The sequence below is a fragment of the Devosia sp. FKR38 genome (assembly GCF_005222805.1).
Taxonomy (GTDB): domain Bacteria; phylum Pseudomonadota; class Alphaproteobacteria; order Rhizobiales; family Devosiaceae; genus Devosia.
Genome location: NZ_STGC01000002.1, coordinates 793,450 through 816,954 on the forward strand (window position 1 = coordinate 793,450; position 23,505 = coordinate 816,954).

24 protein-coding genes and 1 tRNA gene are annotated in these 23,505 nt (G+C 64.6%); 3 read left to right on the forward strand and 22 right to left on the reverse strand.

Going from position 1 to position 23,505, the window contains the following annotated elements; all coding sequences use genetic code 11:
• Positions 1–14: 14 nt before the first annotated feature.
• Positions 15–611 (forward strand): PDC sensor domain-containing protein, encoded by a 597-nt coding sequence (locus tag E8M79_RS03925; protein WP_205747861.1) that lies wholly within the window; start codon positions 15–17, stop codon positions 609–611.
• 59 nt (positions 612–670) lie between these two features.
• A complete protein-coding gene (locus tag E8M79_RS03930; RefSeq protein WP_248304878.1) occupies positions 671–2,653 on the forward strand; it encodes a methyl-accepting chemotaxis protein in 1,983 nt (660 codons plus the stop codon).
• A gap of 100 nt (positions 2,654–2,753) precedes the next feature.
• On the opposite strand, the gene E8M79_RS03935 is transcribed toward E8M79_RS03930, so the two are convergent.
• From E8M79_RS03935 to E8M79_RS04015, 17 genes are all read right to left on the reverse strand, one after another.
• Complete coding sequence (locus E8M79_RS03935) at positions 2,754–3,440, reverse strand: aspartate/glutamate racemase family protein (RefSeq protein WP_137150611.1); 687 nt, start codon at positions 3,438–3,440, stop codon at positions 2,754–2,756.
• Positions 3,441–3,443: 3 nt separating this feature from the next.
• The gene (locus E8M79_RS03940) at positions 3,444–3,983 is read right to left on the reverse strand and encodes an RNA pyrophosphohydrolase (protein WP_137150612.1); all 540 of its coding nucleotides are present in this window, start codon (positions 3,981–3,983) and stop codon (positions 3,444–3,446) included.
• A 9-nt stretch (positions 3,984–3,992) separates the two neighbouring features.
• Complete coding sequence (locus E8M79_RS03945; RefSeq protein WP_137150613.1) at positions 3,993–5,129, reverse strand: divergent polysaccharide deacetylase family protein; 1,137 nt, start codon at positions 5,127–5,129, stop codon at positions 3,993–3,995.
• A gap of 79 nt (positions 5,130–5,208) precedes the next feature.
• Positions 5,209–6,624 carry a S41 family peptidase gene (locus E8M79_RS03950; protein WP_137150614.1) on the reverse strand — a complete coding sequence of 472 codons (1,416 nt, stop codon included), beginning with the start codon at positions 6,622–6,624 and terminating at the stop codon, positions 5,209–5,211.
• Between the two features lie 7 nt (positions 6,625–6,631).
• Positions 6,632–8,023, reverse strand: coding sequence for a peptidoglycan DD-metalloendopeptidase family protein (locus E8M79_RS03955; RefSeq protein ID WP_137150615.1), 1,392 nt, complete (start codon positions 8,021–8,023; stop codon positions 6,632–6,634).
• 109 nt (positions 8,024–8,132) lie between these two features.
• The gene (rlmH, locus tag E8M79_RS03960) at positions 8,133–8,615 is read right to left on the reverse strand and encodes a 23S rRNA (pseudouridine(1915)-N(3))-methyltransferase RlmH (protein ID WP_137150616.1); all 483 of its coding nucleotides are present in this window, start codon (positions 8,613–8,615) and stop codon (positions 8,133–8,135) included.
• 9 nt (positions 8,616–8,624) lie between these two features.
• A complete protein-coding gene (gene rsfS, locus E8M79_RS03965) occupies positions 8,625–8,951 on the reverse strand; it encodes a ribosome silencing factor (protein WP_137150870.1) in 327 nt (108 codons plus the stop codon).
• 244 nt (positions 8,952–9,195) lie between these two features.
• The gene (locus E8M79_RS03970; protein ID WP_349236035.1) at positions 9,196–9,837 is read right to left on the reverse strand and encodes a nicotinate-nucleotide adenylyltransferase; all 642 of its coding nucleotides are present in this window, start codon (positions 9,835–9,837) and stop codon (positions 9,196–9,198) included.
• A 5-nt stretch (positions 9,838–9,842) separates the two neighbouring features.
• Complete coding sequence (locus tag E8M79_RS03975) at positions 9,843–11,123, reverse strand: glutamate-5-semialdehyde dehydrogenase (protein WP_137150617.1); 1,281 nt, start codon at positions 11,121–11,123, stop codon at positions 9,843–9,845.
• Positions 11,110–12,249 (reverse strand): glutamate 5-kinase, encoded by a 1,140-nt coding sequence (proB, locus tag E8M79_RS03980; RefSeq protein ID WP_137150618.1) that lies wholly within the window; start codon positions 12,247–12,249, stop codon positions 11,110–11,112. The genes E8M79_RS03975 and proB overlap by 14 nt, the downstream gene beginning before the upstream one ends.
• Before the next feature lie 43 nt (positions 12,250–12,292).
• Positions 12,293–13,336, reverse strand: coding sequence for a GTPase ObgE (gene obgE / locus E8M79_RS03985; RefSeq protein ID WP_137150619.1), 1,044 nt, complete (start codon positions 13,334–13,336; stop codon positions 12,293–12,295).
• Complete coding sequence (locus tag E8M79_RS03990) at positions 13,333–13,869, reverse strand: GNAT family N-acetyltransferase (protein ID WP_137150620.1); 537 nt, start codon at positions 13,867–13,869, stop codon at positions 13,333–13,335. The genes obgE and E8M79_RS03990 overlap by 4 nt, the downstream gene beginning before the upstream one ends.
• Positions 13,866–14,387 carry a GNAT family N-acetyltransferase gene (locus E8M79_RS03995; RefSeq protein WP_137150621.1) on the reverse strand — a complete coding sequence of 174 codons (522 nt, stop codon included), beginning with the start codon at positions 14,385–14,387 and terminating at the stop codon, positions 13,866–13,868. The genes E8M79_RS03990 and E8M79_RS03995 overlap by 4 nt, the downstream gene beginning before the upstream one ends.
• Entirely contained in the window at positions 14,384–14,920 is a 537-nt protein-coding gene (locus tag E8M79_RS04000) for a GNAT family N-acetyltransferase (protein ID WP_137150622.1), read from the reverse strand. Before E8M79_RS04000 ends, E8M79_RS03995 begins: the two co-directional genes overlap by 4 nt.
• 120 nt (positions 14,921–15,040) lie before the next feature.
• Positions 15,041–15,307: a 50S ribosomal protein L27 gene (rpmA, locus tag E8M79_RS04005; protein ID WP_137150623.1), complete on the reverse strand. Its 267-nt coding sequence runs from the start codon at positions 15,305–15,307 to the stop codon at positions 15,041–15,043.
• An 11-nt stretch (positions 15,308–15,318) separates the two neighbouring features.
• Positions 15,319–15,876: a 50S ribosomal protein L21 gene (gene rplU / locus E8M79_RS04010; protein WP_137150624.1), complete on the reverse strand. Its 558-nt coding sequence runs from the start codon at positions 15,874–15,876 to the stop codon at positions 15,319–15,321.
• Positions 15,877–16,101: 225 nt separating this feature from the next.
• The gene (locus E8M79_RS04015; RefSeq protein WP_137150625.1) at positions 16,102–16,875 is read right to left on the reverse strand and encodes an MBL fold metallo-hydrolase; all 774 of its coding nucleotides are present in this window, start codon (positions 16,873–16,875) and stop codon (positions 16,102–16,104) included.
• A 251-nt stretch (positions 16,876–17,126) separates the two neighbouring features.
• Here E8M79_RS04015 and E8M79_RS04020 point away from each other — a divergent pair.
• Positions 17,127–17,216, forward strand: a tRNA-Ser gene (locus E8M79_RS04020).
• A gap of 99 nt (positions 17,217–17,315) precedes the next feature.
• Here the strand turns inward: E8M79_RS04020 and E8M79_RS04025 are convergent.
• The 5 genes from E8M79_RS04025 to E8M79_RS04045 are packed head-to-tail and all read right to left on the reverse strand — an operon-like array spanning position 17,316 to position 23,432.
• Positions 17,316–19,061 (reverse strand): hypothetical protein, encoded by a 1,746-nt coding sequence (locus tag E8M79_RS04025; RefSeq protein ID WP_137150626.1) that lies wholly within the window; start codon positions 19,059–19,061, stop codon positions 17,316–17,318.
• The gene (locus E8M79_RS04030) at positions 19,058–20,185 is read right to left on the reverse strand and encodes a chemotaxis response regulator protein-glutamate methylesterase (RefSeq protein ID WP_137150627.1); all 1,128 of its coding nucleotides are present in this window, start codon (positions 20,183–20,185) and stop codon (positions 19,058–19,060) included. Before E8M79_RS04030 ends, E8M79_RS04025 begins: the two co-directional genes overlap by 4 nt.
• Before the next feature lie 10 nt (positions 20,186–20,195).
• Entirely contained in the window at positions 20,196–21,077 is an 882-nt protein-coding gene (locus E8M79_RS04035; protein WP_248304879.1) for a CheR family methyltransferase, read from the reverse strand.
• A 51-nt stretch (positions 21,078–21,128) separates the two neighbouring features.
• Complete coding sequence (locus tag E8M79_RS04040; protein WP_137150628.1) at positions 21,129–21,590, reverse strand: chemotaxis protein CheW; 462 nt, start codon at positions 21,588–21,590, stop codon at positions 21,129–21,131.
• A 12-nt stretch (positions 21,591–21,602) separates the two neighbouring features.
• Entirely contained in the window at positions 21,603–23,432 is a 1,830-nt protein-coding gene (locus E8M79_RS04045) for a methyl-accepting chemotaxis protein (protein ID WP_137150629.1), read from the reverse strand.
• Positions 23,433–23,505 lie beyond the last annotated feature (73 nt).

The window sequence follows — 23,505 nt, forward strand, 5'->3', positions numbered from 1 at the left end:
GAGGAGCACAATCCATGACGACTACCAATCTGCTGCGTCCCGGCGCCTATGCGCTCGGCCTTGTCACCCTGATGTCCTTTGGCGCTGCCACGCAGGCCGAGGATGAATTCACCGCGCCGCTGACTGCGCTGGCGCAGAGTGAAATCGTTGCCATTGCCAGCGATCCCGCCGTTATCTCGGCCATCATCGCCCAGAATGCGGTGACCGCCAGCTATGACCAGGCCAAGATCGACGAGCTGGACAAGCAGTGGCGTGCCGAAGTGGACGCGGCGAGCAAGCCGCTCGTTGACGCCACGCTGGCCAATGCCGCCTCGCAATATCTCAAGGGCGTGCAGGAAGCCTCCGGCGGCAAATATACCGAGATCTTCGTGATGGACGCCAAGGGCCTCAATGTCGCGCAGAGCTCGCTCACTTCTGACTATTGGCAGGGTGACGAGGACAAGTTCACCGCCAGCTTCGGCGCCGGCGCTGGTGCCGTCCATGTTAGCGACGTCGAGCAGGACGAGAGCACCCAGGTCTTCCAGAGCCAGGTCTCTGTGCCGGTTGCTGATCCGGCGACGGGCAATCTGATTGGCGCCATCACCGTGGGCGTCGACGTTTCGATGCTCTGATCCTTCTGGCGGCGGCTTCGGCCGCCGCCGTCGTTCTGTCGGCTTTGTGAAAGCACCCTATGTTCAAGCTCACTCTCATTCGCAAGATCATTGGCCTTGTCGTGCTGGCGATGATCGCCGGGTCGGCGGTTATCACCTATATGGGCGCCGCACAGAATGCGGCCTTGCTGGAGAGCGAACTGGCAGAAGCCAATGTGACAGTCTCAACGGCCAGCACCGAACAGCTCGCCGGCGGGATTCGCTTCGGCAAGAGTGATACCGTGCTGGCGTCCTATACGGCGCTCAAGGAATCCCTGGGTGACCGCTTCCTGGCGGGCGCGGGGTTCAGCGTGCAGTCGCAGCTGATTGCCAGCACCACCGAAGATGCCGCCGAAATGGCTGCGCTGACCGAACTGGCCGGCAAGGCGTTGACCAGCAATGCCGTTCAGGTGCTGCAGGTCGGGCCGATCGCCTATGTCGCGGTCCCCGCCAAGTTCGGCCCCGAAAAGGCCACGGTCGGCATAGCCACCTTTGCCTGGGACATCAGCGCCGCCCTGGCGCGCCTTAATGATGCGCTGATCACCTCGATCCTGGTGGGCGTGGCCGTCAGCGTCGTGCTGATCATCGCGCTTTATGTGTTTATCCGCATGTCGGTCACTGCGCCCCTGCTGCAGCTGGTCCATACGGCCTCGCAGATCGCCGACAATCCGCTGTCGGTGGACAAAGTGCCCTCGACGCACCGTACTGACGAATTGGGCGAAATGGCCCGCGCTGTTGCCGTGTTCCGTGACAATGGCGTCCGGATGGGTGAGATGGGCCTTGCCGAGACCGAGCAGCGCAACCGCACCGCAGCCGAGCGCGTCGCCATGATGACCTCGCTGCGCCAGGCCTTCGGCGACGTGGTTGATGCTGCCGTCGTGGGCGACTTCAGCAAGCGCGTGGATACCAATTTCCCCGATGCCGAGATCAATGCCCTAGCGGGCAGTGTCAACAATCTGGTGCAGACTGTGGACTCCGGCCTGGCCGAGACCGGCGAAGTGCTGTCAGCGCTGGCCGATACCAATCTGACCCTGCGCGTGCAGGGCGATTACAAGGGCGCCTTTGGCCGGCTGCGCGACGACACCAACGCCGTGGCCGACAAGCTGACCGATATCGTCGCCCAGCTGCGCCGCACCTCGCGTGGTGTGCGCTCGGCGACCGGCGAAATCCTGGCGGGCGCGAACGATCTCAGCGAACGCACCACCAAGCAGGCCGCGACCATCGAGGAAACGTCGGCGACCATGGAACAGCTGGCCACCAAGGTGCAGCAGAGTGCCAACAAGGCCGGCGAAGCCAGCGCCAAGTCCAAGGCGGTCTCGCTGACGGCCGAAGAGGGTGGTGTTGCCATGGATGAAGCAACCCATGCCATGGAACGGATCACCACCTCCTCGTCCAAGATCTCCAATATTATCGGTCTGATTGACGACATCGCCTTCCAGACTAACCTCCTGGCGCTGAACGCCTCGGTGGAAGCGGCGCGGGCCGGCGACGCCGGCAAGGGCTTTGCCGTGGTGGCCGTGGAAGTGCGGCGCCTGGCGCAGTCTGCGGCTTCGGCCTCGGCTGACGTCAAACTGCTGATCGAGCAAAGCGCCACCGAGGTGGCCAGCGGCTCCAAGCTCGTGTCCGACGCGGCCAGCAAGCTGTCGCAGATCCTGTTGTCCATTCGGGAGAACAGCGAGGTGATGGAAGCAATTGCGCAAGACAGCCGCGAACAGGCCATTTCGATCGACGAGGTCAATGTCGCAGTGCGGCAGATGGATGAGATGACCCAGCACAATGCCGCGCTGGTGGAACAGACCAATGCCGCCATCGAGCAGACCGAAGGTCAGGCTAGTGAGCTCGACCGGATCGTTGACATCTTCGTGCTGGACGATGGCGCGCAGGGCAAACGCAGCACCCCGCCGGCGGCTGGTGCGGCACCGCGCAGCGGCATCAAGGGCTTGCAGGATCGGGTGAAACAGGCCGCCAAGGGCTTCGTCAGCCGCGGCAATACGGCTGTCGCGCAGGACTGGAACGAATTCTAGAGCGTTTCACCGCTTCACTGTATCGGTGAACCGGCTCTAGAGTCTTGTCTGGACGCGTTTCCGAACCGCAAAAGTGGTGTCCAGTTTTGCTGGAAGCGCTTTAGGCCAGCGCGGCGGCCACCAGGGCCTTGGCGTGCAGATCGGTCGTGTCATAGACCGGCAGGGCACTGACGGAATCATCGATGAGCATGGTGATCTCGGTACAGCCCAGGATCACGGCCTGGGCGCCTCTGGCGGCCAGGCGCTCGATGGCGGCCACATAGATCTTGCGGGATGGCTCGCTGACGATACCGCGGCAGAGCTCTTCGTAAATGATGGCATTGAGATTGGTGCGGTCCACGTCGGGGACCAGTGCCGTCAAACCGCGATCAGCCAGGCGATCGCGGTAGAAGCCCATTTCCATGGTGAAGCGCGTGCCCAATAGACCCACGGTGTCAAAGCCGTCGGCCAGCAGGGCATCGCTGGTGGGGTCGGCAATGTGCACGAAGGGCACGCTGATGGCCTGGGTGATGGCATCGGCCACCAGATGCATGGTGTTGGTGGCCAGGCCAATGACCTCTGCGCCCGCATCCTCTAGCTGGCGTGCGGCTAGGGCCAGCTGACGGCCGGCACCGTCCCAATCGCCGGCAGATTGCATCGCGGCAATGGGTGCAAAGTCGAGCGAGTGCACGATCACCGGCGCGGAATGCAGGCCGCCCCGGATGTGCGCCGTCTGCTGGTTGAGCACGCGATAATAGTGCGCGGTGGATTCCCAGCTCATGCCGCCGATCAGGCCGATGGTTTTCATGGCTCAGGCGTGGGTGAAGCGCTGCGGAATATCGGCGAAGGCGGCCACGACCTGTTCATAGGCGGTCTTCTTGAACGGCACGATGAGGCTGGGCGTGCGGCTCAGGCGTTCCCAGCGCCAAGCATCGAATTCGGCCTTGAACTTGCCACTGCCCGGGGTGGCGACGTCGATCTCGCGGTCATTGCCGGTGAAGGCAAAGGCGAACCAGCGCTGGCGCTGGCCACGGTATTTGCCGCGCAGCGCAATGCCGAGCGCCGCGTCTGGCAGATCGTAATAGATCCACTCCGGCGCCTCGGCCAAGAGGCTGACGCTGGAGATATTGGTTTCCTCGTGCAGCTCGCGCAGGGCGGCGCGCAGGGGATCCTCGCCCTTGTCGATGCCGCCCTGCGGCATCTGCCAGGGCGCGTCCACGACTGAGGTGTCTTCAGGGGTGTCATCGGACTTGCGGCGACCGACAAAGACATTGCCCTGCTGGTTGAACACGGCGACGCCCACGCAGTCGCGATAGGGCAGGGATTGGCGGTCAGGGCGGGGCTGGGTCATGGCGGAACTCTATTTCATCAGGGCGCTGGCCGGCACCAGGGCGATGCCTTTGGCGTCCAGCTCGCGGGCCCATTCGGCGACGGTAGCCACGGAAATGGGTAGTGCGCTGACAATACCGATTGCCTGTCCATTCTCCAGCGCCTTGGCCTCAAGGCTGGCAAGCGCTGCAAGTATGGATGTGCGCGACGGGTTGGTGTCGATCACCAGGTCCGCCTTGGCAAAGGGCACTTTGTTGCCTTCGGCCAGTTGCGGCGCCAGCGAGCGGTTCGACGAGCCATCGTCGAGATAGCCCAGGCCGCGCGCGCCGAGCTCTTCCATGATGGTGGAGAAATCGGCGGCCGAGGCGGAGAAGCGGGCGCCCATATTGTTGATCAGCCCGACATAGCCGCCAAAGCGCGCCATGAGCCAGAACAGCTTGTCGAGGTTGGCGCGCGCCGGCTCGCCGCTCAGCAGCGTCTGTGGGCCCGGGTCGTTCTGCGGATAATCAAAGGGCTCCATGGGCACTTCGAGCAGCACTTCGTGGCCATCGGCGCGGGCTGCGGCGACGGTGGTGGTGAGCGTGCGCCCATAGGGGGCGAAGGCCATGGTGACATCGGCCGGCAATTGATCGATCGCGCCCAGTGAGCCCTGTTCGTTGATCCCCAGGCCGGTGACGATGATGGCGATCATGGGACCGCCGCTGGCCACGGCTTCGGCTGCGGGGCGCTGATAGGCGGCAAAGGGCGTCAGGCCGGTGGCCGAAATGCGCGGGATGGGGCCATCCGCAGTTTCTTCGCTGAGATCGGGCAAAGCGCCGAAAATATCGGGCTGGCCCATGTCGCTGGCCGGTGCCGTGGCATCATGGCCCTCGGCATGCGGGGTCTCGCCTGCGGGATATTGCTGGGGGTCGGCGGTGATGGTCACCGGCCCCGAATGATCGGCATTGGCCACGTCATTGGCCAGGGCATTGCCATTGCGGGTCGATGTGATGTCGGCTTCGGTGGTGGGGCGGCCGCCATTGGGGTCGTTGACCAGCCCGACGCGCAAGGCAAAGGCCAGGCCGATCAGGGCCAGCAGGCCGAACAGGACGCGGGCGATCGGCAGATGGCGTTTGGCGCCTGTCTTGCCTTTCTTTCCGGTCAGCGGCTTGCTCAGACTATCGGACATCGCATGGGGTTCCAGACGCAGATGGGGCAAGGCAGCGAATCAGCTGCCTCGCCCCATCGATTTCTAGCACAGACCGGCGCTATTCCGCTTTGGGCGGGAAGGCCGGGTTGGTTTCCTGGCCGTCGATCAGCCGGATGGCATATTGCAGCTGGGTGTCGTCCGCCTTTTCAGGCGGCACATAGACCGAGGAGCCGACCGTGGTCTCTTCCTGGCCTTCGATCTTGATGTGACCGGCCAGGCCCGCTTCGCCGATGATCTCGTCGCGACCCTTGAGTTCCTCGGGCACCTTCTGCAGCACTTCGATGTCGGGCGTGATGCCCAGCGCCTGGATGGAGCGGTTGTTGGGCGTGTAGTAGCGCGCCGTGGTCAGCCGCATGGCGCCATCGGGCCCCAGCGAGATGATGGATTGCACCGAACCCTTGCCGAAGGAGCGCGTACCCACCAGGGTGGCGCGCTTGTGGTCCTGCAGGGCGCCGGCGACGATTTCGGAGGCCGATGCCGAGCCGCCGTTGATCAGCACCACCAGGGGCACATCGGCGATCATGGCATCGAGCGGATCGGGCTGGGCATCATAGCGGGCGCTTTCCTCGGGCACGCGGCCGCGGGTCAGCACGACGGCACCCTGCTTGAGGAAGGCGTCGGCGACATAGACAGACTGATCGACCAGGCCGCCGGGATTGTTGCGCAGGTCAAGAATGATGCCCTTGGGCTTGGGTCCTTCGACGCTGAACATGTCCTTGATGGCCTTTTCGATGCCGACAAAGGCCTGCTCGGAAAAGCGCGACAGCCGGATCACGGCCACATCGCCTTCCAGCGACGAGCGCACGGCGCGCATTGCGATGGTGGCGCGGGTCAGTTCGAAGTCGAGCGGCTGCTCGACGCCTTCGCGCACCACGGTCACCTTGATGGTGGTGCCGATCGGGCCACGCATCTTGGCCACGGCATCGTCCAGGCTCATGCCCTGGACCTGGACGCCGTCGAGTTCAACAATCAGGTCATTGGCCAGAATGCCGGCCTTGGCAGCGGGGGTATCATCGATGGGCGAGACCACCTTGATGATGCCCTCTTCCATGGTGACTTCGATGCCCAGGCCGCCGAACTCGCCCGAGATATCGACGCCCATGTCCTTGTAGTCGGCCGGCGGCAGATAGTTCGAATGCGGGTCCAGCGAGGTCAGCATGCCCTGGATGGCGGCACGGATCAGCTTCTGCTCATCGGGCGCATCGACATATTCGGCGCGGATACGGTCGAAGATCTCGCCGAACAGGTTGAGATCGGCATAGACCTCGAGCGGATCGCGCGGCTTGTCCTGGCCCTCGGCAGCGGCAGCCTCTGCGGGCGCTGCCGGAGCCGCCGGATCGGCGGGAGCAACCGGCTGTTCGGCAGGCGCCTGCTGCCCGGCGGGCGCTGGCTGGGCCTCCTGGGCCACGGACAGTCCAGTGGGCACCAACAGCGCCAGCGCAAGGGCCAATGTCGAAACGGAATTTAGGCGCATGAGGGGTCTATCCACTCTGTGTCGGGGTCGCCCACCAACCGGTGGGATCGACGGGCTCGTTGTCTTTTCGCAGTTCAATATAAAGGGTCGGTTGGTCAGCGCCAGCGTTGGTGGTTACGGTCCGGCCACTTGTCCGTGATCCCATGGTGCCAAGGGGCATGCCCATCTGCACGAATTGGCCAATATCGACGCTGACCTTGTCAAGGCCAGCCAGCAGCATGGTGTAGCCCTGCCCGGTATTGAAGATGATGATCTGGCCGTAATTGAGGTAGGGGCCCTTGAACAGCACCCAGCCATCGGCCGGCGCAACGACCTGGGCGTCGGCCCGGGTCATCAGCGAAATGCCATGGCTGATGCCGCCAAAGCCGTCGCTGGTGCCATAGTCGGCAACGTTGACGCCATTGGCCGGCATGGTGAGGTAGCCGCGGGCAGCGCCGAAGGGGATGGCGGGTTCGGTCCGCGCGGTATTGGCCAGCGCAACCTGGATCTCCTGGGCGGTCATCACGGGCGCGGTGGGGTCGAGGCCGGCATCGGCCGTGGCGGCGGCCGTCGAAACCGAATTGGCCTGGGCCGAGAGGCTGCCAACCAGTTCCTTGAGGGTAGCGGCACGGGCCGCCAGCTCGATGGCCTGCTGTTCTTCGGCCTCGAGCTGGGCGCTGCGCATGCCGATGCCCTGCTTGCGCGCGGCAATCAGCGTGGCAATGCGCAGCTGCTCTTCCTCGAGCACCTCGTGATTGGCCTTGAGGGTCGCCTCTTCGGCCTGGGCTGCGGCCTTGATGTCGGTGAGCTTGGTCAGGTCAGCGGTGACGGCATCGGCCTTGGCGCGCAGCTGCGGCACGATGGCCGAGATCAGGATGGCGCTGCGGGCCGAGCCCAGGGCATCGGCCGGATCGACAATCAGCGCCGGGGGCGGATTGAGCGAGATGCGCTCGAGCGCCGCCAGCACATTGGCGATCTGGGCGTTTGAGCCATCGAGCCGCCCGCGGACTTCGAGCTCCTGCACGATCAGGTCCGACAGGCGCTGCTCGACATCGGCGACTTCGATCTCGGCCAGCTTGACGCGCTGGGCCGCCGCGATCAGTGCCGCATTCTGCTTGGTGCGGTCGCCTTCCATGTCAGCGATCTCGGCCTTGAGCTCGTCGATGCGCTTCTGGCTCAGGCTGATGGACGACTGGACGGTTTCGAGGTCGAGCTTGGGGTCGGATGGCGCTGTGGCTGGTGCCGCAGTTGTCGCCTCGGCTGGCGTGGTGGTGGCTGCAGGGTCCGCCTGGGCCGGGGCGGCAGTGCTCTCCGGCTGGGCCGGAACCTCGGTCTGCGCCAGCAGCGGCAGGGACGCAGCCAGGGCCAGCGTCACGCCGGCCAGCACTCGTCCCACAGTCCTGCCTGGCCGCACTGCCATGACGTCTCCAGCTAGGGTGCGCCGGGCACCCGAATCAATTCCGGCACCATAGCAAGCGGGCGGGAAAATGCAGGTTAACGCTGCTTAACCATACCGTGAATGTGCTGGCTCAATCGCCCCGGTGATAGGGGTGGCCAGCCAGGATCGTTGTGGCGCGATAGAGCTGCTCGGCCAGCATGATGCGCACCAATTGGTGGGGCCAGGTAAGGGGCGAAAAGCTCAGCACCAGATCGGCCTTGGCGACAAAGGCGGGATCGAGCCCGTCGGCGCCGCCGATGACAAAGCTGGCCGCCGGGCGGCCGTCATCGCGCCAGCGACCGATCTGGGCGGCAAAGACTTCCGAGCCGATCGATTTGCCGCGCTCATCGAGCGCGACGATAATGCCCTCGGGCAGGCTGGCGCCCAGGGCCTTGGCCTCATCGGCCTTGCGGCTGGCGCTGGAAGAGGCGCGTGACTCGGTGAGCTCGATCACGTCGAACCCGGTCAGGGCCAGCGGCTTGCCGCCGCCCACGGCCCGTTCGAGATAACGCGCGACCATTTCCCGCTCGGGTCCGGCCTTCATGCGGCCCACGGCCGCAATGCTCAGTCGCATGCGCGCTGGCTAGTGGGCGTCAGCGGCGAAGTCGGCCTGCCACATCTTTTCGATGTTGTAGAACTCGCGCACTTCCGGACGGAAGATATGGACGATCACGTCGCCAGCGTCGACCAGGACCCAGTCGCAATGCGGCAGGCCTTCGATGCGCGGCTTGCCGTAGCCGGCGTCGCGCAGGGCGGTGACCATCTGGTCGGCCACGGCGCCGACATGGCGCTGCGAGCGGCCCGAGGCAACCACCATGTGGTCGGCGAGCGAGGACTTGCCCATGATGTCGACGGAGACAATTTGCTCGGCCTTGGCATCATCAAGGCAGCCGAGAATGACATCGATCATGGGACGGTCCGGAGTCGCGATGGGCGTGGGAACGGGCGTGGCGGTATTTTCGGGCAGCGCGGCCATCAACATTGGCCTTCCGCCCATGCAAGTGCATGGGTCATGCGGGGGATCAGCATCCTTGGTGGTTGATCGGAATGTGCAGGCGTCTTTGCAAACGGCAAGCAATCAGTTCCTGTTTTGGTGACAAAGATCACACGCCCTCAATATGCGCGTTTGATGACGGTTTCGCAAGATTGCGCCTTCACTTTGACTTAACGTGTTGCCGTCTCGCCCGGATGGCCGAGGACGACAGCGGTGATTGGCGACCGTGCAGATAGACCCAGGCCGGTGCGTTGGCATAGGCCAGGCGGGTCGCATCGGTCTCATCATAGCGCCATTGCGCCAGGGCGCTGGCGGCCATGGAGACCGGCGCCAGGCGCCCGGAACCGGGGCGGACATAGATGGCCATGGGCACCATGGCAGCGATATCGCGCCAGCGTTCCCAGCGGTGAAAATCGACCAGATTGTCCGCGCCCATGATCCAGACAAAGCGCCGGTCGGGCAGGGATGTGGTCAAAAAGCGGATGGTCTGCCAGGAATAGGTGAAGCCGTGTTCGGCCTCAAAGCCGGTGACGCGCACCTTTGGGTTGTCGAGCAGCTGGCGCGCAGCCTCGACCCGGTCGGCCAGAGGCGCTAGGTCGGCGTGGTTCTTGAGCGGATTGCCTGGCGTCACCAGAACCCAGAGCGCATCCAGATCAAGCCGGCGCAGGGTTTCCTCGACCACCAGGCGATGGCCGTCGTGGATGGGGTTGAAGCTGCCGCCGAACAGGCCAATGCGCATGCCCCGCCCGGAGGGCGGCAGGGCAGTGACGCCGGGAATGCGGATTGGGTGGCGCAGGGTCAAAAGGGTCAGGGTCTCGTCTGGCCGGTGCCGCGGACGCGGTATTTGAAGCTGGTGAGCTGCTCGACGCCGACCGGACCACGTGCATGCATCTTGCCGGTGGCAATGCCGATCTCGCCGCCGAAGCCGAATTCGCCGCCGTCGGCAAACTGGGTGGAGGCATTGTGCATCACAATGGCGCTGTCGATGCGGTTGAAAAAAGCCTCCACCGCCGCGGGGTCCTCGGTGATGATCGCCTCGGTATGGTGGCTGGAATAGTGCTCGATATGGGCGATGGCCTCGTCGAGGCTGTCGACCACCTTCACCGAGATGATGGCGTCTTCATATTCGGTGCGCCAATCGAGCTCGGTGGCCGCAATGGCACTGGGGATCATGGCCATCACCGTGGCATCGCCGCGGATCTCGCAGCCCTTGGCGACCAGCACCTCAATGATGGGCTTGAGGTGGGTCGCCACCACGTCCTTGTGGACCAGCAGGGTTTCGGCGGCGCCACAGATGCCGGTGCGGCGCATCTTGGCGTTCAGCGTCACCTTGACGGCCATGTCGAGGTTGGCAGCCTTGTCGATATAGACATGCACCAGGCCCTCGAGATGGGCAAACACGGGCACACGCGCCTCGTCCTGGACGCGGGCGACCAGGGTCTTGCCGCCGCGCGGCACGATGACGTCGATATTGCCAGAAAGGCCCTTGAGCATTTCGCCCACTGCGGCGCGATCGGTGGTGGGCACGAGCTGGACGGCCTCGACCGGCAGGCGCGCGGCATGCAGCCCATCGAGCATGCATTCGACGATGGCGTGGCTGGAATGGAAGCTGTCGCTGCCGCCGCGCAGGATCACGGCATTGCCGGCCTTGATGCAGAGCGCGCTGGCGTCGGCCGTCACATTGGGACGGGATTCAAAGATCACGCCGATCACGCCCAAGGGGGTGCGGACGCGCTCGATATGCAGGCCATTGGGGCGGTCCCATTCGGCGATGATGCTGCCCACGGGGTCGGCCAGTTCGGCGATGGCGCGCACGGCCTCGATGATGCCGTCGATGCGGGCGTCATTGAGCTCGAGGCGATCGAGAAAGGCCTTGGAAATGCCCTTGGAGCGGGCCGCAGCCATGTCCTTGGCATTGGCGGCGAGGATCTTGGCGCGATGGGCGTTGATGGCGCCAGCGGCCGTCTGCAGCGCCAGGCGCTTCTGCTCGGGTGTGGCAATGGCCAGGGCGCGCGCGGCCTGGCGCGCATTGCGGCCCAGTTCGGCCATGACGCCGGCGATGGCTGCATCTGCATCAGACGTGGTCATTGCGATCCTCCTTGGCGCCCACCAATACCAGATTGTCGCGGTGGATGAGAGCGGCGCGGTTGGCGACGCCCAGCAGCTCGATCACCGTGTCGCTGCGCTTGCCCATCACCAGCCGTGCCTCGTCGCTGTCGAGGCCGGCGAGGCCCCGGGCAATCTCGGCGCCATCGGGGCCGAGCACCGCCACGGCATCGCCGCGTTCGAACTCGCCGCCCACCTTGGTAACGCCAATGGGCAGCAGGGACTTGCCGGTGAGCAGGGCGCGGGCGGCGCCGGCGTCGACCTGCAGCGAACCGGTCAGGGCCAGCGTGCCCATGATCCAGCGCTTGCGCGCCTGGGCGCGGCTCTGGGCAGGATGGAACAGCGTGTGGCGCCCACCCTGGGACAGGGCGGCGAGCGGATGGGTCTCGGTGCCCTTGGCGATGATCATGGCCGTGCCGGCCTGGGTGGCGATCTTGCCGGCCTCGACCTTGGTGGTCATGCCGCCGCGGGACAGATGGCTGGCAGCGCCGCCGGCCATGGCCTCGATGGCCTGGGTGATGACGCGCACCTCGGCAATGTGGGTGGCATTGGGATCCTGCGCCGGCGGCGCGGTATAGAGCCCGTCGATATCGCTGAGCAGCACCAGGCAGTCGGCCTCGATCATGGTGGCGACGCGGGCCGACAGGCGATCATTGTCGCCATAGCGGATTTCGGCTGTGGCGACGCTGTCGTTCTCGTTGATGATCGGGATGGCGCCCAGACCCAGCAGGGTGGCGATGGTGGTGCGGGCGTTGAGGTAGTAGCGCCGCTCTTCGGTGATATTGGGCGTGATCAGGATTTGCCCGGTGACGATGCCATGGGCGCCCAGGGCGCTGGCCCAGGCCTGGCTGAGGGCAATCTGCCCGGCGCTGGCGGCGGCCTGGCTCTGCTCAAGCGTCAGGGCAACCGCCGACAGGCCCAACAGGCCACGGCCCAGGGCGATGGCGCCGGAGGAGACGATCACCACTTCGCAGCCCGCCGCCTTGAGCGCGGCAATGTCGCTCGCGAGATCCGCCAGCCAGGCGGCCCGCAGCTTGCCCTGCTTGTCAACAAGCAGGGCCGAGCCGATCTTGATGGTCAGGCGCTTATAGGGCGCTAGGGCATTCATGCAAACACACGCTCCGTTGCGCCGCTGCCGGCACTGATACTGGTCAGGGCGTCCAATTGGGTTCGGCCTTGCGGCGCTCGGCTTCCAGTCGGGCGGCCTTTTCGGCGTCGAGCGTCTCGATCACGCCATAGAGCACCATGTCGGTGCCCTGGCCGGTGACGCCGGAAACCTGCAGCACGTCCTGCTTGCTGACCTTCTTGAGAATCTTGACCTTTTCCTTGAGCTCGTCGGGCGGGATGGAATCGATCTTGTTGATCACCACGATCTCGGGCTTTTCGGCCAGGCGCTCGTCATAGGCGGCCAGCTCGGAGCGGATCACCTGATAGGCGTGCTTGACGTCGTCCTGGGTGCCATCGATGAGATGGATCAGCACGCCGCAGCGCTCGATATGGCCCAGGAACCGGTCGCCAATGCCAATGCCTTCGCTGGCGCCTTCGATCAGGCCGGGAATGTCGGCCAGCACGAAATCGCGTTCGCCAATCGACACCACGCCCAGGTTGGGGTGGAGCGTAGTGAAGGGATAGGCGGCGATCTTGGGCTTGGCGGCCGACACGGCCGCAAGGAAGGTCGACTTGCCGGCATTGGGATGGCCAACCAGCCCCGCATCGGCGATCAGCTTGAGCCGCAGCCAGATCCATTTTTCAACGCCCGGGATGCCCGGATTGGCATGGCGCGGCGCCTGGTTGGACGAGGTCTTGAAATGGGCATTGCCGAAGCCGCCATTGCCGCCCGAGAGCAGCACGATGCGCTGGCCGACTTCGGTCATGTCGGCGATCAGCGTCTCGTTGTCGTCCTCAAAGATCTGCGTCCCGACGGGAACGCGCAGCACGGTGGGCTCGCCATTGGCGCCGGCCCGGTCCTTACCCATGCCATGGGTGCCGGTCGGGGCCTTGAAGTGCTGCTGATAGCGATAGTCGATCAGGGTATTGAGCCCGTCGACGCATTCGACGACGATGTCGCCGCCCCGGCCGCCATTGCCGCCATTGGGACCGCCGAATTCGACGAATTTTTCACGCAGGAAAGAGACGGCGCCGGCGCCGCCATCGCCCGAACGGACATAGACCTTGGCCTGATCAAGGAATTTCATTTTTCTCTGGCCTTCCAGACGCTGTGCGTCAATTTGGTGTCGATATGCTCTACCTCGGCGTCGCGCGCAAGGCAGAGCAGCCGCGAGCGGCCGGTTTGGGTAAAGCCAAGCTTGTCCTGAATGGCCAGCGAGGCAGCATTGAAGATAAAGACACCCGAATAGATGGTGTCTGCCTGTGTGGTGGCAAAGAACCAGTCGAGGCTGGCCGTAACCGCCTCGGTCATGATTCCCTGGCCCCAGAAGGGCTGGCCCAGCCAATAGCCGATCACCGGGCCCTGTGCGCCGCGGTGAAAGCCCACCTGGCCGACAAAACCGTGTCCGGGCAGGTCGATGGCAAAGCTGGTGTCGTCCACCGGCAGCGTGGGCAGGCGCGTGCGCAACCAGGCCTTGGCATCGCTGAGATGGTAGGGGAAGGGCACGCGGGCCAGATTGCCGGCCACGGCGAAGTCATTGAGATAGCGCGCAATCGGTTCGGCATCGCCCAATTGGGCCGGCCGCAGCAGCAGGCGCTCGGTGAGCAGGGTGGTGTTCATCCCGCCCTCCACTGCATGACATAAAGCGGCTTGCCGCGATGGCGCTCCAGCACGCCGAAGGTGTGCTCGACTATGGCAAAGCCCGCCTTTTCCAGCACACGCACCGAGGCGGCATTGGATTGCAGCACACGGGCCGAGACGACGGCAAAGTCGGGTAGCTGGCGTACCGCGGCGAGCAGGCCGTTCAGCGCCTCGGCAACATAGCCATGGCCCCAATGGGGCTCGCCCAGCCAATAGCCCACTTCGGGCGGCTGGTCGGGTTTGAAGCGGACCATCAGCACGCCCATGAGGCGGTCCGTGCCATCGACCATGCCATAGATGGCCTGGGCACCCGACGTGGCGGCCTGGGCAATCAAAGCGTCCGCGTCGGCCATGCCGAACGGATGCGGCAGGGTGGCCGTGGTCTCCAGCATCTTGGGATTGTTGGCCATGGCGACGATGTCGCTGACATCGCCGGCCTGCAGGGGGCGCAGCGTCAGCCGGGCGCAGGCGATGGTTTCGGGCAGATCGCGGGTCATCGGGCAAACTCGATCCGCATGAAGGTCGTCGGCTTGCCAATGGTGCTGCCGCGCGTGCCGGCACCTTGGTGGGTTTCGACAAAGCCCGCCTTGGCCAGCACATGCCGCGAGGCGGTGTTGCTGGTCAGGGCCATTGCTCCCAGGGCCGGCAGACCGGTGGTGGCGGCCGCCGCAACAACCGCCTTGGCGGCTTCGGTGCCAAAACCCTGGCCCCAGAAGGGCTGGCCCAGCCAATAGCCGATCTCGGGAATAGGGCTGTCCTTGAGGTCAATGCCGATCAGGCTGACGATGCCGATCCAGCGGCCCTGATAGAGGATCGACCAGGCAAATTCGCTCTCGCCGCGCGCAATGGTCTGCACAAAAAAGCGACCATCGGCCTCGGTATAGGGATGCGGCAGGCGCGCGAGCACCTGGTAGATGGCGTGATTGTTGGCGAGCAGCGCCATCTCGGGAACATGGTCCAGAGTGGGTGTGGTCAGCACGAGGCGATCGGTGGTGATCGACGCGGGGAGGCGATGGGAAAGACTGTCCATGCTGCTGTGCTCTGCCAAAACGAAAAGGGGAACCGGTGAACCGGTTCCCCTTGTCAATGTCGCTGTCAGCGAACGCGAGCCGGGGAACTGGTCACCGGCTGGTTCGACGGACCGGCCGGGTTATTCGGCGGCCTTTGCCGGGTCGACGGAAACGAAGACCTGCGAATTGGCGCGGGTGCGGAACGACACATTGCCGTCCACCAGTGCGTAGATGGTGTGGTCCTTGCCCAGGCCAACGCCGGTGCCGGGGTGCCACTTGGTGCCACGCTGGCGGATGATGATGTTGCCGGCGATCACAGTCTCGCCACCAAACTTCTTCACGCCGAGACGACGGCCAGCGGTATCACGACCGTTGCGGGATGAACCGCCTGCTTTTTTGTGTGCCATGGTCTAGCTCCTTATTCCTTGTCGGCCTTGGGTGCGGCCTTCTTGGCCGGGGCCTTCTTCGCCGGCTTTTCAGCGGCGGTGTCTTCGGTTGCAGCAGCCTTGGGCGCAGCCTTCTTGGCCGGAGCCTTCTTTGCCGGGGCCTTGGCCTCGGTGGCTTCGGTCGCAGCGGCTGCCTTGGCAGCGGCGCGAATCTTGGCCGGCTTGGTGGACACTTCAGTTGCGGCCGGGGCAGTCACGCCGGCAGCCTTGATGGTCGGCTTGGCGCCGCCGGTCAGGATTTCGGTGATGCGCACGGTCGACAGCAACTGGCGGTGGCCGTTGCGGCGACGGTAATTGTGACGACGGTTCTTCTTGAAGATGATGACCGTCTTCTGCTTCTTGGTCTCGAGCAGTTCGGCAGCGACGAGCGCGCCTTCGATCAGCGGAGCGCCGACTTCGTCGCCAACCATCAGGACCTGGTCAAAGGTCACGATCGTGCCGGCTTCGGCATCGAGCTTTTCGATCTTGAGAATGTCGTTGGCGGCAACCTTGTACTGCTTGCCACCGGTTTTGATCACGGCAAAAGTCATAGCATAACCGGGAGCGTCAAACGCCCGGTCCCATTGTGTCGCGCTCTGTGGCGCCGCAGGTTAAGCCCAGATCCTGCGGTCTTCTGACATGCGTGCCGGCGATCAAACCGGCGGGCAGCCTCGAACAGCGTTTTCAAACAAAGGAAGCGCGCCAGACCAGCCAGCGCGCAATTCCGATGCGGCTTATCAGGGCAAATGCCCCAAGAGTCAAGCGTCTGCGCAGGTTCAGGCGCCGTTTGGATACCAGTTGCGCAGGCGCAGGTCGATGCCTTTGGCCAGCGCCGGCTGCAGCACCGACAGGTCACTTTCCCCATAGTGGTAGGGATAGACAATGGCAGGCTTGAAGCTGTTGATCGCTTCGGCGGCCTGCTCAGGCGTCATGGTATAGGGCAGGTTCATGGGCAGGAAGACCACGGCAATATCGGTCAGCGCCAGCATTTCGGGCGTCGGTTCGGTGTCGCCGGCGACGTATATTTTTCTGCCACCCAGGGTGATCACATAGCCGTTGCCGACGCCGACCGGGTGATAGTTCATGCGGTCGGGCGTGGTGTTGTGGGCCGGAACGGCGCTGACGGCCACGCCGTTGAGCGTGCCGTCCTCGCCATTGGCCAGTGCCGAGGCCTGCGCCTTGAGCGTTTCGGGTAGTTTTCCAAACACATCGGCATTGGTGATGATCGGCGCCGTGCCGGCGATGGCCTCAAGCGTGGGCAGGTCAAAGTGATCGCCATGGCCATGGGTGATCAGAATGGCAGTGGGCGCGGGCAGGCCCTTGTAGCGGTCGGCCCCACCAACGGGATCGATATAGATCACCTGGTCGCCAAAGCCGATGAGCAGGCTGGCGTGGTCGACCGGGTGGATGATGATATCGCCCTCGGGCGTCGGAATGGCGTCGCCATCCAGCGAGGGGGTGGCAGCCAGCAGGGGCGATAGCCAGGCGTTCGAGAGCGACAGCAGGGGAAGCGCTGCCATGCCGGCAACAATCTTGCGACGGTTCGTCATGTCGTGTTCCTCGTATCGGTGAAACCAATCCTCGATACGTAGCCTGGGCGGGCTCGGTTCGCCGCCCCACGATTTCGTGACCGCGCCGCCGCAAGCCGACAAGGCCGCCCCGCCGCTTTTTGCCAATATCTGCCTGGCGGGTGCGTAAAGCCGCAGCAAACGCCATCAGGGGAGTTGCAGGCTCCGATGAGCTATGCCATAAGCCGCCCCGTATCGACCAACCACCCCTCGGGGTAGTTCACCGATCTCGCGGAGAGATGGCAGAGTGGTCGAATGCACCGCACTCGAAATGCGGCATGGGGGCAACTCCATCGGGGGTTCGAATCCCTCTCTCTCCGCCAGTCACTTTGCCTGATCGCTTTGCCAGCCGCAGTCTCTCGGACGTGTCCGCGTGACTGGCTCTGCATGCAGGCGGGTGGTCCCCGCCTGCGGGATGTCTGTCAGAAAAAGATGTCGAGATCGTCGGTTGCCGTATCGGCCGGCGCTGGCGTGGGGGCGGCGACGGCAAGGGTCTTGCCGAACATCTGCTCATGGATGCGGCGCTCGCCATCCATGGTGTAACGGCGGCTATGCTCGGTCAGCGCCAGGGCCAGGGCGCCCTCCGGCCTGTCGAAATCCGCCTGGGGACACAGTTCCACCAGTTCTTCCTTGAGGCTGCGCATGCCATCGGAGATCATGGCCTGGGTGGTGAAACGACCGGCCGCGTCTTCGAGCAGGGCGCGGACCTTGGGCACGTCACGTTCCAGGGCGCCCAGCGCCTGGGCCAGCGCCGTCTCCACGCCCTGCAGCAGCAGCAGCGAGGCGGTCGCGTCATGTTCGAGCCGGCCGATGCGACTGGTGGTGTCGCCACTGGCGGCCTCGCCAAAGGCGCGCGCCAGCTTGCCGGCTTCGTGCAGACCCTGCATGGCGCCTTCGGCGGCTGTGACGGTTTCGCCAGTCAGTTCGCGCAATTGCCGGGCGATGACGTTCAAGGCCGCGCCGCGCGGGCCCAGTTGGGCGCATTTGACGGCCGCGTTCAGGCTCACCAGCCGCATATTGGCTTCGATTTCCTGCACGGCTTCGACATGGCCCAGCAGGATGCCGACGGTGCTCAGAACAGCGGACGCAACCTGCTCGAGCTTGCCGCGTTCGGATTCGCAATCGTGCAGCACCTTGGCAGCGTTGCTGACGGCCTGGCTCAAGGTTGCCAGCGCCGATTCACCCCCGTCGTTGTGGCCATAGGTTTCGCGACTCTTTCTGACGATGCCGCTGGCGTCGGCAGCCAGGTCGGCCAGGGCTGCCCCTGCGTCGGCGACATCCTGTTCGAACGCATCGGCTGCGGCGCCCAGCTGATTGGCCTGCAGCGTCCCCATGGCCGCAGTGGCCTGCGTGCGTTGCGCCTCGGTCAGATCATCGCTTTCGATCAGCGCGCAGAGCGCTGAGATGCCGCTCTCGACGTGCTCGATGCGCTGGCGGGTGGAGTCGCCGACCTGCAGCGCCATTACGGCATTGCCGATGCGGTCGGCGATCTGGCGCGTGATGCGGCCGGTCTCGGCCGTGCCGTCCACCGATATGGCGCGTTGCCGGGCCAGCGCATCCAGGGCCTGCTGCATGCTCTGGGCCAGGGCGCCCAGGGTGTCGGCATGGGCGTTCTCGAACTGGCCGCTCTGGTGGGCCGCCTGGGCCACTTCGCTGGTCAGGCGCTCATAGACCTGGGTGAAGGCCTGAATGGTGCTGGCAGCGCTTTCGGACAGCGCAGCGATGTCGGTGGTGAAGACTTCGAAATCATCGCCCCGCACGGCGATGCCGGCGGCGACGACACGGGCGTTGATGGCCACGATGTTCATCATCTTGACCGCCCGGCGCAGGTCGGCGATCGGGTGCGCGGCAGCAGCCACGACGGTGTCGAGGCGGGCGAGGTCGGCCTGCTCATTGGCGAACAGGATGGCCATGGCCTGGGCCTGTTCGCCCACTTCGGCCAGGCGCGAGGAGGCTTCCGCCATGTCGGGGCTCTGCAATTGTGCGGGCAGGGCCTCAAAGGCGCGGGTGACGCGGTTGAGGATGTCGGCGCCTTCTGCCAGGCCGGCACCGACGTCCAGAAAGGTGGATTCGATCTGTTCGCGCGGGCCGACCAGAGCGTCGGCCAGGCTACGCAGAGCGGGTGCGGCGCTGTCCTGTGCGACAGGCACCCGAGCCAGGGCGGTCATGCTGTGCCTCCCATGCGGCGTGGGTTCAGGCCAAAGGCCTCGATCTCATCGGCTACCCGCTTGAGCGGCACGATCTTGACGGCGGCGCCGCGCTGGATGGCCTCCTTGGGCATGCCAAACACCACGCAGCTGTCTTCGTCCTGAGCAATGGTGTGGCTGCCGGCCTCGCGCATTTCGAGCAGGCCCCTTGCGCCATCGTCGCCCATGCCGGTGAGAATGACGCCCATGGCGTTGCGGCCGGCGGTCTGTGATGCGGAGCGGAACATGACGTCAACCGAGGGGCGGTGGCGCGATACATGCGGGCCGTCCACGATGCTGACCGTGTAGCGACTGCCGGCGCGGCGCAGCAGCATGTGCTGGTTGCCCGGCGCGATCAGGGCGCGGCCGGCCTGGACCACATCGCCGTCCTCGGCCTCCTTGACCTCGATGGCGCAAAGCCCGTTCAGACGCTTGGCAAAGGCATTGGTGAATTTTTCCGGCATGTGCTGGACGATGATGATCGCCGGGCTGGTCGCTGGCAGGTGTTCGAGCACGTCGCGCAGCGCCTCGGTGCCGCCGGTGGAGGCGCCGATGCAGATGATCGGATCGGTCACTGGCATGTTGGCGCGCATGGACGCGGCCCGGGCGGCCGACACCGGCGGAATGATGGCGTCCGCCGTCAGCTTGGCCTCGACATTGATCGGCGGCGGCGCGGCCTTCTGCATGCCGCGGAACTTGGCGTGTGCGGCCGCCTTGGCAGCATCGCAGATGCGCATGCGCGATTCCTGCAGAAACTGGGTCGTATCAACCCGCGGCTTGGCCACGACGTCGACGGCGCCGGCTTCGAGGGCCTGCATCAGCGTTTCCGAACCTGCCTCGGCGAGACTGGAGCAGATCACCACCGGAATGGGCCGCTGGCTCATGATTTTGCGCAGGAAGGTCAGCCCATCCATGCGCGGCAGCTCGATATCGAGAAACATCACGTCCGGCACTTCCTGACGGATGCGCTCGACCGCGACATAGGGGTCGGCCGCGGTCGCCATGACCTCAAGGTCTGGGTCGCTGGCGATGATCTCGCTGAGCGTCATGCGGACCGAGGCGCTGTCGTCCACGATCAGGACGCGGATCTTGCGGGAAACCATCATGGTTCGGCTCTCATACCTTCTGGAAGACCGCCGGGGCGACCTGGCGCATCGTCACATTTGTGCCGATCATTGACTCAGAATGTCCTAAGATCAGGTACCCGCCGGTGCGTAGATGGCTCACCAGCCGCAGGATGACCTTCTCCTGGTCCGCCTTGTCGAAATAGATCAACACGTTGCGCAGGAAGATGACATCCACGTCCTGATCATAGGGATAGCTGGCATCCATCAGGTTCAGGCGCTGGAAACGCGTCAGCTTGCGCAGCTCGGGCACGATACGCACCTCGGGCCGCGGGCCGGGGCGTCGCGAGAACATCAGGTAGCGCTGCTGCATGGTCGCGGGCACGGGTGCAATCTGGTCGCTGGGGTAGACCCCCCGCGCGGCCTGCTCGAGCACATTGGTGGAAATGTCGGTGCCCAAGATGGCGAAGCGAAAATCGTTGCGCTGGGCCGCCAGGTCCGACAGCACCATGGCCAGAGTATAGGCCTCTGCCCCTGTTGAGCTGGCCGCGCTCCAGATCTTGAGCAGCGGGTTGCGCTCCCGGCTGCGCAAGCCCAGCAGGTCGGGCACCAGCCGCTCCCGGAGCAGGTCAAAATGCTCGGGTTCGCGGAAGAAATCGGTCTTGTTGGTGGTGACGGCGTTGATCAGATGGACGCGCTCGGCCACCAGACCGTCGCGCTGAAACAGATGCAGCGCATATTCGTCCAGGCTCGACAGGCCCAGCGCACGAACGCGCTTGCGCAGGCGTCCTTCCACCATCAGGCGCTTGCCGGGCGGCAGCTTGATGCCGACCTCGGCGCCAATCAGATCGGAGATGCGCTTGAAGTCACGCGTTGACAGGTGATCGTTATCGCTTGTGGCGGTGGCTTGAATATCGTGAGCGCGCAGGGACACGGCAATACTCCGGGAAGAGGCGGCACGCGATTAGCTCGCGTGCCGGGACGATCAGGCGGCCTCGGTCAACATCTGGACCGAGCCAAGCAGGCGCTCGAGATCAAGCACGGTGACAAAGCGTCCGTTGCGCCGGCCGATACCGGCGATGCAACGTCCGCTCCAGCTGCCATTGACGGAAGGTGGCGGGTCGAGGTCGGCTTCATCGAGCACCGTGACCTCGAACACGCGGTCTGCCCGCAGGCCGAGCTTGAGTTCGCCGTGCTGACCCGCCAGGGTCAGCACGATGATGCGGGTGTTCTCATTGTCTGCTGCCTCAGGCAGACCCAGGGCCAGCCGCAGATCGACCACCGGAATGCCCTGGCCGCGCACGTCGATCATGCCCAGCAGGGTATCGGGGGCCTGCGGCAACCGTGCGATGGGCCGCATGTCCAGGATCTCCTGGACCTTCTCAACGGGTGCTGCGAAGAGTTCTTCGCAGACGCCCAGGGTGACATATTGAGCCTGTTCAGCCATGGTGCGCTCCGATCATGCCGCGCCGCGGCGGCTGAACTCGCCATCGAGGTCGTCCTGGCCATCGTCGAGATCGAGATCAAAGCCACCACCACCCGTGCGACCCTTCTTGCCGGCGTCAGACTTTGCCGCGGCCATGTGGGGCGATTTGGCCATAACGGCGTCGCGCAGGCCGGCGCCGCGGGCCTTTGCCTTGGCGGCTGCGGGGGCCGTCAAGGCACGATGGGCTGAACCAGCCTCGATGCGGAAGTAGCTGATCGCGGCCTGCAGCTGCTCGGCCTGGGTGGCCAGCTCTTCGGAAGTCGCCGACATTTCTTCGGCGGCCGAGGTGTTCTGCTGGGTTACCTTGTCGAGCTGCTGGATGGCGGTGTTGATCTGGGCGGCACCGGCATTCTGTTCGCGGCTGCCGGCGGAAATCTCTTCCACCAGTTCAGCGGTGCGCTGGATATCGGGGACCAGCTTGCCGAGCATTTCGCCGGCAGACTGAGCGGCCTTGACCGTGGTGCCCGACAGGGTCGAGATCTCGGCTGCGGCGGCCTGGCTGCGTTCGGCCAGCTTGCGCACTTCAGAAGCCACCACGGCAAAGCCGCGGCCATGTTCGCCGGCACGGGCAGCTTCCACTGCGGCGTTGAGAGCGAGCAGATCGGTCTGGCGGGCGATTTCCTGCACGACCATGATCTTTTCAGCGATGGTCTGCATGGCATTGACGGCGTTGTTGACGGCTTCGCCGGAAGCGATGGCGTCGGCTGCGGACTGGCGGGCGATCTTTTCGGTCTGGCTGGCGTTGTCCGCCGACTGCTTGATCGTCGCCGCCATTTCTTCCATCGAGGCCGAAGCCTCTTCGGTCGAGGAGGCCTGCTCGGTTGCGCCCTGGCTTAGCTGTTCAGCCGTTGCCGACATTTCCTGGGAGCCAGCCGAGACGTTGTTGGCCGAAGCGATGGCGTCGGCGATGACCTCGCGCAGCTTTTCGACCATGCGCAGCAGGGCGATGCCGAGCGTGTCCTTGTCCGACAGGGGCTTTGGCGTGACGGTCAGGTCGCCGCTGGCGATCTGGTCGGCCAGCGTTGCCGTGGTCCGCAGGTTGTCGGTCATGACGTTGACCGTATCGACAAGGTCCTTGATCTCGTCATTGCTCTTGACTTCGACGCGTTGGTCGAGATCGCCAAGGGCAACGGCGCTGACCACCTGCTTGACGCGGCTGAGGCCGCGGGTGATGCCCAGAATGATCCAGAAGGCCGTCAGCGCTGCGATGACAGTGGCAGCCAGCAGCGAGGAAATCACCAATGTGGTGGCCAGGCTGTAGAGCGCATCACCTTCGTTGCTGGCCTTTTCGGCGCCGGCTGCATTGAGCGCAACGAGCTTGGTCAGATCGGCAGACAGTTCGTTGAACAGCTGCAGCGCCTCACCGTTGTAAACCTGCAGTGCGGCATCGTTCTGATTGGACGATGACAGAGCAAACCCGCGCTCATGCTGCAGCAGATATCGATCCATGCTCTTGGCGAACTGGTCATAGAGCGCCTGTTCCTCCGGGCTGGAGATCAGCTTCTCGTAGGTGGCCCGAAGTTCGCTGATGCTGGCGATATTGGCGTCAACGCTGGCCGCCCAGGTCCGCATTCCAGCTTCATCGGTCAGCGTCAGATGCTGCAGTTCGGCCACCCGGAGATCGGAGGTAAGGGTGTTCAGACGATTCACGGCGTCGACACTTGGCAGCCAGTTCTGGGCGATCTCAGTGGATTTGGCGTTGATCTGCTGCATCTGGTAAAGGCCGAACAGGCCTATTGCACCCATCAACAGCACCAGAGCGCCGAAAGCTGCGATCAGCTTGACTTTTATAGTTAATCTCATCTCTCAAACCTTCTGTGTCTATACAGGCAGTTCTCTGCCGTAAGTCGATGATGTCGTGACTGCTTTGCGATTG